This window comes from Spirochaetota bacterium (genome assembly GCA_004297825.1).
In the GTDB taxonomy this organism is placed as follows: domain Bacteria; phylum Spirochaetota; class UBA4802; order UBA4802; family UBA5368; genus FW300-bin19.
The window spans coordinates 1-16,457 of the sequence record SCSX01000069.1 but is presented as its reverse complement, the minus strand read 5'-3'; the positions used below and the strand labels follow the sequence as shown (position 1 = coordinate 16,457).

The following is a 16,457-nucleotide window of genomic DNA, read 5'->3' as shown; positions in this document are numbered from 1 at the left end:
CGGAGGTTTATCGTGAAAAAAGGCGTAAAAAACGCGTTCCTTGTCGCCATCGTTCTCGTCGTCCTGATCGTGGGTTTTCTGGGGGCAATGACCGTTCGCTTCGTCATGGAAACAAGGAAGATGTCCCCCCTGCCGACCGGCATAGTCGCCGAGGGCGTGTACGCCGTCAAAGACGATTACGTCAACCTGTTCGTGATTAAGAAGGGCGATTCCATCGTCGTCGTAGACGGGGCCATCGATGCGGGGGTCGTAAGCGCGGAGCTGGCGAAGCTCAAGATCGACCCGGCGCAGGTGCGCGCGGTATTCCTGACGCATACCGATAACGATCACGTCGCGGCCGTGGGATTGTTTCCCCGCGCGAAGGTGTATATCGGTACGGAGGAAGAGCAACTGCTGGACGGCAGGCTTCACAGGATGTTGATCTTCAACAACAGCCTCACGCGATCGTATGAAAAACTGGCGGACGGGCAGGTGATCGTACTGGGCGACATCAGGGTGAAAGCGATATCGACCCCCGGTCATACGCCGGGATCATTCTGCTTTCTCGTAAACGATTCGCTTCTTTTTACCGGAGACACGCTCGCGCTCCGGGACGGCGCCGCAATGACGTTCAACGAGCTCTTCAACATGGACACCGCGACCGAAGAGACCACGATTCGCAGCCGCATCGCGCCGCTGCGTGGGGTGAAATATGTTTTCACCGCCCATTACGGATTCAGCGATAATTTCGCGAAGGTCTTCGCGGCCTGGCAGAAATAATACCGGACCGGGGGATACCGGGCGGCCCCGGGCGCGTCGTACTCGCTCCAGGGTCCCTACGAAACCTTGAAGAACTCGATGTGACGCGCGAGCGCTTCGGCCTGCGCGCTGATCTCCTCTGCCGATGAAGCAATTTCCTCGGCAGAGGCCGCGACGTTCTGGGTGAGATTATTGATCTGGTCCACGGTCGAGGTCATCTCCCTGTTCGCGGTCTTCTGTTCGTCGGTGGAGAGAGAGATGCTCTCGGCCATCTCCATCACCCTCTTCGTATCCGTCACCACCTTCTCGCCGAAGGCGTTCTGCGATTTGGCGGATTCCGCGATCTTGCGCACCATGTCGTCCGTGCGGCGGATGTTTTCGATTATCGAAACCAGGGCGGCCGAGGTGCTGTCCACGTACTGCGTACCGCGCCCGACCTCCTCCAGGCCCGCCCGTACCAGGCTGTTGATGCTCTTGGTGCTCTCCGCGGTCTGGTCCGCGAGCTTGGAAATCTCGTCGGCGACCACCGCGAAGCCGCGCCCGTGCTCGCCCGCGCGGGCCGCCTCGATCGCGGCGTTCAGGGCCAGCAGGTTCACCTGGTCCGAGATGTCGCTGATCATTTTCACGATTTCCGATATCTGCGAGGTGCTCGTATTGATGCTGTGCATGCCGGTGATGGTGTTCTGCATGAGCTCGTTGCCCTTCTGCGCCTCGAGCGTGGAGTTGTGCGCCATGCCAAGCGCCTGGGATGCGAAGTCCGACACCTCGCGCACCAGGCGCTTGAGCTCGTCCATGCTGTTGTAGGTCGCCTTCGCGAAATCCGACTGGTCCTTCGCGTTGATCGAAATTTGTTCGATCGAGCTCGAAACCTCCTCGAGCGAGGCGGTGGTCTCCTCCACGGCGGCGGCCTGTCCCTGGGCGTTCTGCGAAAGGTCCTGGCTGGTGCTCGCGAAATTCTCGGCGGCCCCCGCGAGCTGGCGTGAAGAATCGAGCGCGATATGGATTATCTCGCGGAGTTTTGAGATCACGATCTTCTGGTGGCGGATAAGCTCCCCGAATTCGTCCGGGACGTAATCGGTCATCTCGCCGGTAAGATCGCCCGTGGACATCCTGCCCAGGAAGACGATCATCCTGTGTATCGGGTCGGAAAACGCGCGCGCGATCCACTGAAGTATCGAAACGAAGAGGGTGATGGAGATGAATATTCCGGCGAGGATAAACATGATCTGGCGGTCAACCCCCGCGAGGAACTCGGCGCGGTCTTCCATGAGCACCAGGAAGTTCCCGGTCTGCGTGATCTCCTCCGCGTACATGTACTTGGGGATGCCGTCGAAGATAAGAGCGTCGAAAGATTTGTCGGTCGGCGACGACAGCTTCCCGATGCCCGCGAACCGGCGGCCGTCCTCCACGATATCGGCCCCTATTATTTTACCGGAATGCTTGTCCGCGAGGTCGAGCACGATCCGGCCGTCGCGCGAAAAGATCATGTACCGGGATGTCTTTATTATGGTGCGATCGATCGCTTCCTTTTCGATGAAGTCGATCACCAGGCTTGCCCCGAACATGCCCACCATGCGCCCGCCGCGCGTGATGGGGACTGCGACAACGATCACCGGGAGCCCCGTCGATTTGCTTATGATCGGCTCCGAATACACCGTCTTCCCGGTGCGCCACACCTCCTTGAAATAATCGCGGTCGTTCACGTTCTTGTAATCGTTCGTACTGAACGCGCCCCTTCCGTCGGGCCCCGCGATGAAATACACCGCGACCAGTTCGTCCTTTGTTTTGTGCAGGTCCGCCAGGAAGTCCTTGATGCGGGGCAGGTCCATTGACTGCACTATGTCGCTTTTCGCATATGCCGCGAGCTCGGTCTCGGCGCGGTGGAACACGTGGCCCAGGAGAAGGTTCGATTTGTGCACGGTGTTCACCAGGGTTTCACGAGCGAATTTAAGATTTTCCTGGTACGACAGGCTGTAGGTGAGGACTCCCACGAGGACGAACAGCAGCAGCGTTGGGGAAAGGAGAATGATGAGGAGTTTTGAAAAAATGGAAAGGGGCTTGTAGTCCGCATGCTCGTTGACGGGGTAGAGCGCCTGCTTGGTGAGAAGGTAATATATGCTGGAGGTAATGACCGCCAGGATGGAGAGGACCAGGAAAAAGAACGCCGTTGCCAGAATCGAATGGAAGACGCCCCTGGAGTAGGCAATGACAGCCGACGCAAGGGTGCCCGCGACATTGGCGGCGAACATCACTCCCGCGGTAAGCATTGAATAGCGATTGATGAATGCGGCGGGCGCATCCTTTCCGGAACCGCCCGAAACGCCGGTACAAAGGCGCAGGTTTGCAGAGAGTCTCCTGTTCAGGTACATCACCGTGGAACAGGAGATGGTTCCGAATGAACCCGAGATGACCGCGATCAGGTGAACGATGGAAACCAGCTCCCGTTGCACGAGCAGTGCGAGAATCGTGGCGCAGCTCGCGTACACGAGGAAAAGGTAAAAAAACCATTTTAAGGATTGGGAAGCGACTGACTGAAGCTCGTAGCGGATCATGGGGGTTCTCCTTCCAAACTTTCTCTATAGGGACCGAATCCTGTAGCCCGTCCCCCATGCATTGCCGGGAGTAGCGGGTCCGTGTCCGGGCACGGGGAACGCGTGCTTAAAGAAAATATCGCACAAAAAACAATTTAAGACAAGAAATAATGCAAGGATTGCCGGGACGTACGTAGCTAGCCGCCGGGGATTTCTGTGCCGGCGCGCAGGCCTGACTCCATGAAAAATGAAACGGGCGGGGATGATAATTCCCCGCCCGCGGATGACTGCCGCGAAAGTATTTTATTTTACTTCGACGCCTTTATCTTCTCGAGCTCGGTCGCCCTGAGCTCCTTCCTCAAAATCTTTCCCACGCCGCTCTTCGGCAGCGCGTCGATGAACTCGACGGTGGTGGGAACCTTGTACTTCGCGAGCTTCTCCTTGCAGTAGCCGATAACCTCTTCCTGGGTGAGGGTCTCGCCCGGTTTCAGCACGACGAACGCCTTGACCGTCTCGCCCCGGTAGGTATCGGGAACCCCTATCGCGCATGCCTCGAGGATTTTCGGGTGCTCGAACAGCACCTCGTCGATATCGCGCGGGTAGATGTTGTAACCGCCGGCAATGATCATGTCCTTCTTCCGGTCCACGATGTAGACGTACCCCTCCTCGTCGAACTTGCCTATATCGCCGGTAAACAGCCATCCGTCCTTGAGGACCTTGACCGTCTCGTCCGGCATGTTGTAGTATCCGCCCATGACCTGGGGCCCTTTGATGAGAACCTCTCCCTCGGAACCGACCGGCATTTCCTTCGTTCCTTCCTCAAGGTCGACGATTTTAATCTGCGTATCGCACACGGGAAGGCCCACCGAGCTGGCCTTGGTCTTGCCGCCCCACGGGTTGATGGTGGCCACGGGACTGGTCTCGGAGAGGCCGTATCCCTCACAAATCTGCGAGCCGGTCTTCGCCTCGAAGGCCTTTATGACCTCGACGGGCAGGGGGGCCGCCCCCGAGAAGCACCCTTTTATCGAGGAGATGTCGTACTTCGCGAGCTTCGGGTGGTTGAGGAGCCCCACGTACATGGTGGGAACCGCGGGAAAGAAATTTACCTTATGCTTGTGGACCGCCTCCAGGATCACCTCCGGCTCGGGGCGCGGAATGAGCACCGAAGCCCCCCCCATCCAGAGCGCATAGTTCATGACCGTGGTGAGGCCGAACGAATGGAAGAAGGGGAGAACCCCCAGCCCCGTCAGCGCGCCGCGTCCGAACTCCGGGAACCACGCGCGGATCTGCTGGACGTTGCACGCCAGGTTGCTGTGGGTCAGCATTACCCCCTTGCTCACACCCGTGGTACCCCCGGTATACTGGAGATTGGCGAGCGAATCGAACTCCACCTTCACGGACGGGTCCGTGGACGGCGCGCTCTTGAGGATGTCCATCCATTCGATCACGTCGACCGTGGGCGGAATGTCGCGGTGCTTGTCCTTGGCCACGATGGGAAGAAGCTGTTTCTTGGGGAAGCCCAGGTGGTCGCGGATATGGGCGACCACGATCTTCTTGACCGGGGTTTTGGGCCGCAGCGCGATCATGCGCGGCGCGAGAAGGTCGAGTGTCACGAGAATCGTCGATTCGGAATTGATCAGTTGGTGCTCGAGCTCACGATCGGTATACAGGGGGTTGTTCATGACCACTACCGCCCCCACCCGCCACGCGCCGTGCGACGCGATGACGATCTGGGGCATATTGGGCATGAGCATCGCCACCTTGTCTCCCTTCTTGACGCCGTTCTGGATGAGCCAGTTTCCGAACTGGTTCACCATCTGGTCCAGCTTTTTATACGTGATCACCTTGTCCAGGAAAATGAGCGCAGGCCTGTCAGGGAATTCGCGTGCGCTGCGTCCCAGGGCCTCCGCGACGGTGACTTTCTCGTAATCCAGGCAGATGGGCACTCCGGGCGCATAAGATTTCTCCCATAAATATGCCATTGTGTGAACCTCCTTGATGTATGTAGTATTTCTATGCGCGGCACGGGGATCTCAATGCTATGAGTATGGATATAAATAATCAAAAGTCAAGCTTTATTGTATTACACCCATTCACTTGAGTCGCCCGGAAGGGAGTTGGATTCCGGAGGATTCGTTAAAAAAACAGCCCATCGTAAGGCGTGAATAGTTAATCACGCCTGCGGTTTCGGGGTAGCCCTCTGAAAAGCGCGGGGCGCAGATACTGCATATCGATCGACGGAAGCCCGTGTCCCCGGCAAAAAAACGGTTGACGAATCCATTCCCCGGGCGCATTGATGAGCGAGCGCTCACTCATTAATTGTGCGCCGATTTACAGGGAGGATTCAACCGATGAAAATAGCCTTTATCACCGGCGGGGGCGATTCCGCGGGAATCAATTCCGCCATCGCACGGTCGATCATGCACGGGTTTTCCCGCTACGGCGACAGTTTCGTCGGTGTGGAAAAGGCGTTCGAGGGCCTGGCCGCGGAGCGCGTCGACGAATACCTTCGGCCCCTTTCCGCCCGGAATGCGGCCGGCATTTTCGATTCGCCCAGCACCATCCTGGGCTCCTCCCGGTTCGCCCCGTTCAAGGGGGCCGGCGTCTCCTGGGCCCCGGCGCGCATCATTGAAAACTGCACGCATGCCGGGATCGACGCCATCATCGCGACGGGCGGGAACGATACCATCGAGAGCGCCCTGGGCGTCCACGGGCTGGGCATTCCCATCATCGCGGTCCCTAAAAGCATCGACAACGATATCAGCGGCACCGACTGGATGCTGGGCGCGAACACCGCCGTGGATTTCGCGGTGAAGGCGTTCAGGAGCACCGCGGTATCGGCGGAGACCCACGCGCGGATAAATGTAAACGAGATCATGGGCAGGAAAGCAGGCTGGCTCGCGTACCTCGTGGGGATAGGCAGCGGGGCCGATATCATCCTCGTCCCCGAGAAGGCCTTTTCCATGAACGGGCTCGCCTGCCGGGTGCGCGAAATATTCGAGCGCAAGGGCTGTGTGAACATTATCGCCGCGGAGGGGATCACCTTCCGCCTGGACGATCCGGTGATTGCCCGTTACGCGGGCGCCGATTCGCCCGACCGCATCCTGGGTGCCATGCTCTGCGAGAAGCCCGAGTACGACCCGCACGGAAACGCGAAGCTAGGGGGCGCGGGAATGATCCTCCAGCGCATGCTCGCCGCGGAGCTCGGGTGTCCCGCGAGCGCCGTGCGGCACTCGAATATCGGGTTTGCGCTCAGGGGGCTTCAGCCCAATGCCTTCGACATCAACCTGGGCCAGCGCTTCGGACGCAGGGCCATCGATCTCCTCCATGAAGGGAAATCGGGGCTCATGACCGGAATCCAGGGAAACCGGATCGCCGCAGTCCCGCTTGCGGACGCCCTTCCTCAATATACGCTCGACTCCCTGGACGAGGCGGAGCTCGCGGATTTCGGCGTATTCTTCGAGGCGCGGGGGAGAGAGGAATTCCGTACCGCATCGTGATCCGGCGTGCGGGGCAAGCCGCTATGGTGCACTAGTTCAGGACTTGTACGCCGCTTACCGTCACAGGAGCGATGCGGTATGGAGGGTGCGTCATTCAAGGTGCATGGATGAACTGTACGAGGGCGCATCGGACCCCGAAAAAACTGCTTGAAGCATGGGAATGTATGCAGTAAAGAAAAACCTGCAGCCCGTGATCCGCGGGAAGCGGATTTTAATCCTGACCAGGAGCGCACCAATGGACTATTTTACCGGAAAAACCGTATACATCACCGGCGGCTCGAGCGGCATCGGTCTCGCGACGGCGCGGGAGCTTTCGGGACGCGGCGCGCACATGGTGCTCATCGCGCGCGACGCGGCTAAGCTCGACATGGCGCTCCGGGAACTCAAGGCGCGCACCGGTTCGCCCGGTCAGAAGATCGCGACCGTTTCCGCGGACGTCGCCGATACCGCGCGGATCGCGGAAATAATGGAAAAGGCGGCGCGCGATCACGGAATCCCGGACATCCTCATCAACGGGGCGGGCGCGGGGCACTTCGGCACCTTCGAGGAGACCGACCCGGCGACGGTCAGGCGCATCTTCGATGTGAACGTGATCGGCCTGCAGTGCGTGAGCCGCGCGCTCATTCCCCTGATGAAAAAGAAGGGCGGGGGCATCATCGTGAACGTGTCCTCGCTCGCCGGGCTTATCGGCATGTACGGATACTCGGCCTACGGCGGATCGAAGTACGCGGTGGTGGGCATGTCCGAGGCGATGCGCGCGGAGCTTCGTGAAAGCAATATCCGCGTCCAACTGCTCTGTCCGCCGGAGATCGACACGCCCATGGTAAGGGAGGAGCGCAAATCCATCACTCCCGAGGGGCTCGCCCTGAAGAAGATGGCGGGTCAGCTTACCGCGGACGTCGCCGCGCGCGCCCTGCTCAGGGGCATACGCAGGGGGAGCTTCATCATCATCCCGGGATTTATGGCGCGGACGACCTACAGGCTCTCGCGCCACTTCCCGCGTTTTTCGAGAATGGTGAGCGACCTCGTCGTGAAGATGAACAGGGGAAAGACGAAGGCGGCCTGACCCTGTTCAGCGCACGCTCATGAACGCGTACTCGCCGCATACACCGTCGTTGTCCGCGGGATTGAATTCCTTCCGGAACAGGAAGTAACCCCCCTTTGCGAGCCCGTCCATGATGGAAATAAATTGACTGAACTGGGGTTGCGTCCAGATATGGAACTCGACGAGCACCTGCCGGACGCCCAGCTTCCCCAGCGCGCCGGATTCGATAAGCGCGAGGAGAACCGGGAACTCCCCGCCCTCGATGTCCATCTTGAGAATGTCGATCCTCGTGTGGCCCAGTGAGCGGGCAATTTCCTCAAGGCCCTTCACCTCGCAGCGCGCTCCCTCGATCACCAGATCCCATGCGCGCGTCTTTTCCAGGGATACCGGGCCGATGCCCACGGGCTGGTAATGTATCATTCCCGCGCCGCACCGCCAGGAGCGCTCCTTTTCGGGAAAGCGCGCCTTGACGGAAGGCGAGGGATCGAACATGTAGACCTGGCAGCCGAAAAGCCCGGCCATGCCCGTGTCGAAGGAAATGTCTCCGCCCACGCCGAACGAATAGACGATCGCGTGCTCCGGGAGCGCCTGGGGATTGCACACCCATTTTCCGCCGTCGTCGTTTCTTCCCACCCGCATCGCGCAGTCGCAATCGGCCACGGCGTCGAACATGAACCCGCGATGCGATCCGTGGATCGTGTTCGCGCACTCGGGGCACCGGGCGAAGCGCGCGAGCAGGCGCTCCTGTTCCGCGATCCGCGCCCGCGCGATGTCGGACTTCGAGCGCGGTAAAGCCGAGGAGGCGTACTCGGCGTTCCGCGATGCGATGAATTCGGAGTAGGGCGCGGGCTTCGTTTTGGCGGAATCGCGCTCCCCGGCGGACGGTTTCGGAGAGAAGATTTCCGCGCAGGTCGCCAGTGCGCATAACGGCAGGAAGCAGGTGATGATGAGTGCGATTTTTTTCAGCAAGGGATTTTCCTCTTGGCATGGAATCGGGGAAGGGTCCGCTTTGCGGCCGGACATTCCGGGTACGCTCGGTTTTTACGAAGCGCGGATCAACACCGGCGCGCGTCAGCGGAGCTTGTATCCCTTCGCCGCGAGGTCCTGTATCACCTTCTTCTGGAGCTTGTCGATCTCTTCCGGGCCGAGCGTTCTTTCGCGCGCGGCGAAGATGATCTCGAATGAGACGGATTTGCTCTCCGCGGGGATGGGATCGCCCTGGTAGACCGAAATCGGGCGGACCGATCGAATGAATTCGCGGCTGCTTCGCCGGATGATATCGGCGATCGAGCCCGCGTAGTCGAGCCTGTCCGCGAGCACGGAGACCTCGAAGGGAACCTCGGGGAATTTCTGCAGCTCCGTGAACGACATCTCCTCCACGGGCGCGCCAAAGAGCGCGTCCATGTCCAGGTCAAAGAGCGCCGCCTGCCCGTTGATCCCGAACGATTCCCGGACGCGGGGATGGAGCTCGAAAATGAGACCGGCCTCTTTTCCGCCAACAACCACGCGCATCGATTTTCCGGGATGCGCGTACGGCGGAAGCGCGTCCTGCGCGGGAGCGTATCGGACCTCGCGTATGCGGAGCTGGTCCAGCAGGTCGGCGACCGCGGTCTTGGCGCTGTAGAACAGGGGGGAGGCGGTCTTTTTCTGGAAGAACGCCCCGGTCACCCGCGTAGTTTCCCCGGCGAGTGTCGTATCGGTACGGCTCACTTTCATGTATGTGCGCCCCAGCTCGAACACCTTAAAAGAAGCGTGAAAGCGCTGGTTGAGTTCCACGGTGCGCACCAGGTTGGGCAGGAGGCTCCTGCGCAGCCGGTCCTGCTCGCTCGACAGGGGGTTCTTGAGGCGGAGCTCGGCGTCATCGTTCACGCCCAGCCTGTTGAGTGCGTCGTCGCCCACGAAGGAATAATGGCTCACCTCGATCATGTTGTGGTGGCGCACGAGGATGTCCTTGACGCGCCGCTCGAAGAGGCGTTTCAGGTTGCGCGCGGGAGCGGCGCAGGGAACCATGGGAGGCTTCTGCGGGATGTTATCGTACCCGAAGATGCGGCCCACCTCCTCGACGATGTCGTCGGGAATGGAAACGTCCTTGGTCGCGCGATATGTGGGTACGTCGATTGCGAGCGCCGTACTCTCGCCGGAAAGCCCGAAATCCAGGGAGCCCAGTATGGACTTTATCCGCGCATCGTCGACGGGGTGTCCCAGCTTGCGCCGAATGGTATCGGTGCTCGTGACGATGCGGACCGGTTTCGCCTTCGCGGGATACGCGTCGACAATAGGGCCCATTGGTTCCGCGCCGGGAATGGCCTGCATGATGAGGTCGCAGCATCGTATGATAGCCGCGGGGCATAATTCCGGGTCCAGTGATTTTTCGAAGCGGATCGCCGCCTCGGTGCGGAGGGAGAAGCGCCCCGAGCTCTTGCGGATATTTACGGGATTGAAGTTCGCGGCTTCGAGGACGATCTCGTGCGTGCCGTCCTCTATCTCGGAATTGCCGCCTCCCATGACGCCCGCGAGTGCGATCGCGCCGCCGGAATCGGCGATCACGACGTCCTCGCGGGTGAGCGCATGCACCTGGCCGTCCAGCGTGGTGAGCGTTTCACCCCCGCCGGCGAGCCTGACGATGATCTCGTTCCCGCGCAGCTTCGCGCGGTCGAAGGCGTGCATGGGCTCGCCGATCTCGACCATCACGTAGTTGGTGATGTCGACGATATTGTTTATGGGGCGCATGCCGATCGCGCTGACCGCCGCCTTAAGCCAGTCCGGCGATTCGGCGATACGGATATTTTTCATTGCAAGGCCGCAATACCGGGGAGCGGCATCGGCGTCTTTGATGCTCACGGTGAGCGGCGAGGTCCCCTTGAACGAATCCGCGAGGGAGAAATCGACGACGCTCGTGTATTTCCTCCCGAAGAGCGCGGCGATTTCGCGGGCGAAGCCGGCATGGCTCCAGAGATCAGGCCTGTGGGTGATGGACTTGTTGTCGATCTCGATACGCGTATCGGCCCAATCGGGGTAAAGCTGCGCGAGCGGGATCCCCAGCGCCGTGTCCGGGGGAAGGATCATGATGCCGCTGTGGTCGTCGGAGAGTCCAAGCTCCTTTGCCGAGCAGAGCATTCCGGAAGACTCCTCTCCGCGGATCTTGGACTTCTTGACGGTAAAATCTTCCGTGAATCTGGTCCCCACCGTGGCGAGCGGGACGATATCCCCAGACTTGTGGTTGGGCGCGCCGCACACTACGTGAAGACGCCCGGTTCCCGTGTCCATGTCGCACAGGGTGAGCTTGTCAGCGTTCGGATGCTTTTTAAGATCGACGATCCGCGCGGTGATGACCGTCTTCAGGTGTTCGTTCAGGTGCTCGATCCCGTCTATCTCCGCGGTAGCCATGGTAAGCCGTGACGCGATATCCTCGGGGGTAAGGCCTTCGAGGTCGACCATTCGTTTGAGTATATTGAAAGAGATCCACATTGCTTTCTTCCCCCTAGAATTGTTCGAGGAAACGGATGTCGCCGCTCAGGAAATGGCGGATGTCGTTGATGCCGTAGCGCATCATCACGAGCCGGTTCATCCCCAGTCCAAAAGCGAACCCGCTCCATTCATCGGGGTCGATGTTGCCCAGCCGCAGCACGTTCGGGTGCACCAGCCCGCAGGGAAGGAGCTCGACCCAGCCGCTCTGCTTGCACACGCTGCAGCCCTTGCCGTCGCAGATAAGGCAATGGATGTCGAGCTCGAAGCCGGGTTCCACGAAGGGGAAATACCCGGGGCGAAGCCGGATGGTAACCTCACGGCCGAATATCTCTCTCAAGAGCGATTTCATGAAATAGATGAGGTTGGCGACCGATATGTCTTTGTCCACCATCATGCCCTCTACCTGGTAGAAGGTATTTTCGTGCGAGGCGTCGATCGCCTCGTAGCGGAAGACCCGGCCGGGGCCTATCACCCTGAACGGGGGGCGATGCGTGGCCATGCCGCGCACCTGGATCGCGGAGGTGTGCGTCCTCAATAAATTTCCATCCTCGGTCCAGAAGGTGTCCTGCATGTCGCGCGCGGGATGGTGCGTGGGGATGTTCAGCGCCTCGAAGTTGTTGTATTCGGTCTCCACCTCGGGGCCGTCCAGCACCTCGAATCCCATGGAGGTGAAGATGTCCTCGATCTCGTACTGAATCTGCGAAAGCGGGTGGAGCCTGCCTCGGCGGAATGCCTCGTCGGTTGATGCGCCGTCGAGCGTGACGTCTATCCACTCCTTTTTGAGGAGATCGGAAATGTTCGCCTCGGAAAGCGCGGCCTTTTTCGCGTCGAGTGCCTTTTCGATCGCGGCCTTCACGGCGTTGGACTTCTGCCCCATGCGCGCGCGCTCCTCGGGGGTAAGCTCACCAAGGGCGCGGAGTATCTGTGTGAGCTCGCCCTTGCGGCCGAGCACGCGCACGCGTATGTTTTCGAGCTCTTCGGTATTCGGGGCGGCCCCTATCTGGGAGAGAGTCGCGGTCTGGATTTGGTCGAGTTTCAGTTCCATGGCGCACCCGCTGGACGTGTGGATTTAAAATAGCATCACAATGGGAACGGTCGACCAAAAGTCAAGGAAAAAGTATCGGGGGTCCGATTCGCGCGCGGGCCGGCCGGCACGTACCCGTAGGGACGCGATTAATCGCGTCCCTACGGGTACGTGCCGGGTAACAGCATATGTTTTATTCCGCCGTCTTCAGTCGCGGTATGACCGAAAAGAGATACGGCGCAAGGAACGTAACCCATAAGCCCAGCATCCAATAGCGCAAAAAGTCGGCGGCCGCGAGCTGCGGCATAACGGCTTTAAGCCCAAAGCGAATGGCCGCCACGCCCGCGAAACCGATCACGCATCTGCCGGCAAGCTGGAGGAACGTGCCCCGGGCGAGGTACCCGATCTTTTCATGTTCCAGGATGATGCCCACGAGGAAGCCGGACATCACGCCCAGGCTCTTGCCGGGCTCGTGTCCGGGTATGATCGTGGAAAGTACAAAGGGGACGAGCAGGGCGAGTCCCAACGCGATGCCCCTGTAAGCGTCCTGGTAGCGCTTTTCAAGGAATGCGGCCGTGAGCATGTACGCCGAAAGCACGATCGCCCCGAATACAAGCCCGCCTAAGACATCGCCCAGGTAGTGAACCGCCAGGTAGAGGCGCGAATAGGAAATCAAAAAAATAATAACGGCCGATGCGATAATAATCGGACGTTTCTTTAAATAAAATGCGAGGGCTCCCCAGAAAACAATCGAGTCCTGCGCGTGGCCGCTCGGGAATCCCGGGCTTTTATGTGGCAGATATCTTATGTTGAGCTCCTTTATTCCGTCCAGGAGATAGTCGGGATTGGGTCGGGGATTGAAGAAAAGATCCTTCAGCGAGGCGTTCACGAAATCTCCGAACAGGAACGCGCCACCGGCAAAGATGGCGAGTCTTTTATCGATGCACCAGTAGACCAGCGGGATTGCGGTGAGATAAAACGATTCGTTGCCCATCCAGGTGAAGAATGCCATTACGGAATCGAACCAGGTTCCTATAAACGGATGGATTTGATTGAGTATTTCCTCTCCGAACAGCAGGGGATGATTGAAAAAGCTCTCCATACGCTCCTCCTAGCGGTTTTTACGGTGAAAGGCGTCAATCGCGATCTTTGCTGCTCCGAGCGCCGGTGCGCGCTCTTCGTCTTTTATAAGAAGATACTTAACATTTTCGGCGAGTCCCCGCATCGTGCGTTCGCGCACGGTCTTTTTTATCACGGGAAGCAGAAATCGGTGAGCCCGGGAGAGTCCGCCCCCCAGGATAACGGCCTGCGGATTGAAAAGGTTAACGAAGTTCGCGATGCCCATACCCAGGTATTCCGCGGTTGTGTGCAGCGCGTGGAGGGCCAGATCGTCCTTCCTGAGCGCCTCCTCGTGAATCGTCCTTGCAGTGAGATTCCCCTCGCGGACGCGCGCCTTGAGCGTCGAGTGGGGATATTTTTTAAGTTTCATTCTGGTGTAGCGCACGAGGGCGGTCGCCGACGCATAGAGCTCCAGGCAGCCCGTGCTCCCGCACGGACACCGGGGTCCTTTGTAGTCGATGGTGGTGTGCCCCACCTCCATGGAGCTCCCGGACTGTCCGGTGTACACGGTTCCCCCGACCACCAGGCCCCCGCCCACGCCCGTTCCCAGGGTAAGCATGATCCAGTCCGAATAGTCCCGCCCATGCCCGGTCCAGAGTTCGCCCATCACCGCGACGGTCGCGTCGTTTTCCAGGAATACGGGCTTTCCCGTGATCCTGCCCATGTTTTCCGCCAGGTGATAATTTTTCCAGCAGGGAATGTTCGCGCTCATGAAGACCAGGCCCCTGTCGCGGTCGATGGATCCCGCGGTCCCTATCCCTATTGCGCGCACTTTTCGAAATTCAATCCCTGCGCGCGCGGCGAGCGCCCGGCACATTGAGTCGATTCCCGCGTCGATTTCGCGCGCGGTGACGCCCGTGGGGACCCTGTCGAACGCGCGTACAGCGCCCTCGCGGTCCGCGAGCACTCCCTTGATTGTGGTTCCCCCGATGTCGATCCCTATATACACGCCGGTCCCCTTTGTATTCGTTAGACACACAATTGCGTATCAGATTTTCATCGGGGCCGTAAAGCAAATTTTAACCGGGTCGATAATAAACTTGTCCTTTTCAACAGCGTTAATAATAGTAGATGTTCGAATCGTCCGGCTCCGATACGCCTACCGGCGTGTGCAAAAGGGGCTCGCGGAAAAAAGCAGCGAGCGGGAACGCGGCGAAAGCGGACCGCTATGAAGGCTATCGGACCCCCATTGCCGGATCGATTCGCCCGCATTCCCCGGCCCGCGAATATGCCGGGGGCTTATCTTAACCATGGAGCGTTGTGCAATTAATGTCGACCCTGATAGACCTGCACCTGCATACGAAGGCCTCGGACGGCCTGCTGTCTCCCTCGGAGCTCGTCGCATTCGCGTCCGCGAACGGCGTGGGCGCGATAGCGATAACCGATCACGATACCGTGGCTGGCGTAGGGGAGGCGCTTGAACGGGCCGCACAGGCCGGGATCGTATGCATCCCGGGGATCGAGTTCAGCGTGGAGCATCCTGCCTCGTTTCACCTTCTGGGCCTGTTCGTCGACCATGCGCATCCCGGGCTCGTGAAGCGCACGGAGGATCTCCAGCGTTTCAGGGAGAACCGTGCGGAGCGCATGCACGCCGACCTTGCGGCTCACGGGATATTCATTCCTTATGAGGACGTGATCGAGGAGGCGGGAGGGGCCGCGATAGGAAAACCGCATTTTGCGCGTGTCCTGGTGAAGCACGGTTACGCCGGGAGCCACGATGAGGTATTTACCAGGTTTCTTGAGAAAGGAATGCCAGGGTACGCTTCAAAGGAAAAAATTCTCCCGGAAGAAGCGCTCACGCTTATCGACCAGGCGGGGGGCATCGCGGTGCTCGCCCATCCGGTTTCACTCCAGCTGGGGACGGGCGCGGAATTCGAGATAGTCCTTCGCGGCCTGGTCGACCAGGGGCTGCGCGGCATCGAGGTCTACGCCTCCATGCACGCAGACGACGAGGTCCGCGACCTGCTGGCCCTGGCCAGGAAATATAACCTGCTTGTCTCGGGAGGAAGTGACTTCCATGACAACGAGGAAACGGAGATGGGATACTACGGGCTTTCCCGTCCCATCCCGGTTGAAATCCTCGACCCGCTGATGCGCGCGGGAGGGTGACCCACGTCGTTCGCCTGTTGTCGCCGCCCTTTGTCAGAGACTTTAAAATTTTCTCGACACATTCCAAACTCGCTCTTATACTTTCAAGGCGGAATAGAAGGTGGAAAATCAGGGATGTCTATCCGAAATGTTGGAGTGTCTAATGACGAAAAATTCCGTAAACAAGACCGCCGTATATATCGTCAAAACGATCAAGGAAGAGTTTGCGTGTGATGGTATCGGGATTGTGTCGCTCATAATGTTTGGCAGCAGGGCCAGGGGGGGGGGAGCGTCCGGAGAGCGATTGGGATTTCGTCGCCGTGACCGACCAAACGCTCGCCTGGACGCGGAAAATGGACCTGTGGCTGCGGATCGCGCGCCGGCTTTCCGAGCGGTCGATCACCGCGGATATCGTTATAAAAACCGAGAACGAATATTACCATGACAGGGGCGATACCGGCAAGGTTGTCTATTACGCGGCGAAGGAAGGGATCGTACTGTGAATGAAAATACGGTCCGCCAGTGGTTCGCCCGCGCGGAAAACGATTTGAAGGCGGGCAAAGATGAATTCGCGACGAAGGAGCCGGCCACAGACACAGTCTGCTTTCACATGCAACAATGCGTCGAGAAATATCTCAAGGGATATCTTGTCTTTCACGGAAAGGAAATCGATAAAACGCATAATCTCACCTCGATTTTAGTCCAATGCGCCGCTGTTGACGCCTCATTTCAGGAGCTTATAGATAAAAAGATAGACCGTTTGACGCCTTACGCCACAGTCCTGAGATACCCCGATGATTTTTATATGCCGGACGCTACTGAAACTGTCGCGCTTCATTGAAAACGGGAAAAAAATAGGGTAAAAATAAGCTAGTAAATCCTCCGAGATATTTATAGGAGGATCACATGACCAAGAGTAAGAGACGGCGTTTCACCCCGGAAGA

At 59.1% G+C, this 16,457-nt stretch carries 13 protein-coding genes; 6 read left to right on the top strand and 7 right to left on the bottom strand.

Annotation, left to right across the window (positions count from 1 at the left end; all coding sequences use genetic code 11):
* Window positions 1–12 precede the first annotated feature (12 nt).
* Window positions 13–759: an MBL fold metallo-hydrolase gene (locus EPN93_14755; protein TAL32927.1), complete on the top strand. Its 747-nt coding sequence runs from the start codon at window positions 13–15 to the stop codon at window positions 757–759.
* A gap of 56 nt (window positions 760–815) precedes the next feature.
* On the opposite strand, the gene EPN93_14750 is transcribed toward EPN93_14755, so the two are convergent.
* Together EPN93_14750 and EPN93_14745 are read right to left on the bottom strand one after the other, a co-directional pair.
* Window positions 816–3,290: a hypothetical protein gene (locus EPN93_14750; GenBank protein TAL32926.1), complete on the bottom strand. Its 2,475-nt coding sequence runs from the start codon at window positions 3,288–3,290 to the stop codon at window positions 816–818.
* 287 nt (window positions 3,291–3,577) lie between these two features.
* Entirely contained in the window at window positions 3,578–5,251 is a 1,674-nt protein-coding gene (locus EPN93_14745) for a long-chain fatty acid--CoA ligase (GenBank protein TAL32925.1), read from the bottom strand.
* 369 nt (window positions 5,252–5,620) lie between these two features.
* Here EPN93_14745 and EPN93_14740 point away from each other — a divergent pair, with 369 nt between their 5' ends.
* Complete coding sequence (locus EPN93_14740) at window positions 5,621–6,769, top strand: hypothetical protein (GenBank protein ID TAL32924.1); 1,149 nt, start codon at window positions 5,621–5,623, stop codon at window positions 6,767–6,769.
* 154 nt (window positions 6,770–6,923) lie between these two features.
* Window positions 6,924–7,835 (top strand): SDR family NAD(P)-dependent oxidoreductase, encoded by a 912-nt coding sequence (locus EPN93_14735; GenBank protein ID TAL32923.1) that lies wholly within the window; start codon window positions 6,924–6,926, stop codon window positions 7,833–7,835.
* 6 nt (window positions 7,836–7,841) lie between these two features.
* On the opposite strand, the gene EPN93_14730 is transcribed toward EPN93_14735, so the two are convergent.
* From EPN93_14730 to EPN93_14710, 5 genes are all read right to left on the bottom strand, one after another.
* Window positions 7,842–8,837 carry a hypothetical protein gene (locus EPN93_14730; protein ID TAL32922.1) on the bottom strand — a complete coding sequence of 332 codons (996 nt, stop codon included), beginning with the start codon at window positions 8,835–8,837 and terminating at the stop codon, window positions 7,842–7,844.
* Between the two features lie 48 nt (window positions 8,838–8,885).
* Window positions 8,886–11,282 (bottom strand): phenylalanine--tRNA ligase subunit beta, encoded by a 2,397-nt coding sequence (locus EPN93_14725; GenBank protein TAL32921.1) that lies wholly within the window; start codon window positions 11,280–11,282, stop codon window positions 8,886–8,888.
* A gap of 13 nt (window positions 11,283–11,295) precedes the next feature.
* Window positions 11,296–12,327, bottom strand: coding sequence for a phenylalanine--tRNA ligase subunit alpha (locus tag EPN93_14720; GenBank protein TAL32920.1), 1,032 nt, complete (start codon window positions 12,325–12,327; stop codon window positions 11,296–11,298).
* 172 nt (window positions 12,328–12,499) lie between these two features.
* The gene (locus tag EPN93_14715; GenBank protein TAL32919.1) at window positions 12,500–13,408 is read right to left on the bottom strand and encodes a phosphatase PAP2 family protein; all 909 of its coding nucleotides are present in this window, start codon (window positions 13,406–13,408) and stop codon (window positions 12,500–12,502) included.
* A gap of 9 nt (window positions 13,409–13,417) precedes the next feature.
* Entirely contained in the window at window positions 13,418–14,407 is a 990-nt protein-coding gene (locus EPN93_14710) for an ROK family protein (protein ID TAL32918.1), read from the bottom strand.
* Window positions 14,408–14,694: 287 nt separating this feature from the next.
* Between EPN93_14710 and EPN93_14705 the strand changes: the two genes are divergently transcribed.
* From EPN93_14705 to EPN93_14695, 3 genes are all read left to right on the top strand, one after another.
* Window positions 14,695–15,534, top strand: coding sequence for a phosphatase (locus EPN93_14705; GenBank protein ID TAL32917.1), 840 nt, complete (start codon window positions 14,695–14,697; stop codon window positions 15,532–15,534).
* A gap of 299 nt (window positions 15,535–15,833) precedes the next feature.
* On the top strand, window positions 15,834–16,016 hold the full coding sequence (locus EPN93_14700) for a hypothetical protein (GenBank protein TAL32916.1): 183 nt from the start codon (window positions 15,834–15,836) through the stop codon (window positions 16,014–16,016).
* Window positions 16,013–16,354 (top strand): HEPN domain-containing protein, encoded by a 342-nt coding sequence (locus EPN93_14695; protein ID TAL32915.1) that lies wholly within the window; start codon window positions 16,013–16,015, stop codon window positions 16,352–16,354. The genes EPN93_14700 and EPN93_14695 overlap by 4 nt, the downstream gene beginning before the upstream one ends.
* Window positions 16,355–16,457 lie beyond the last annotated feature (103 nt).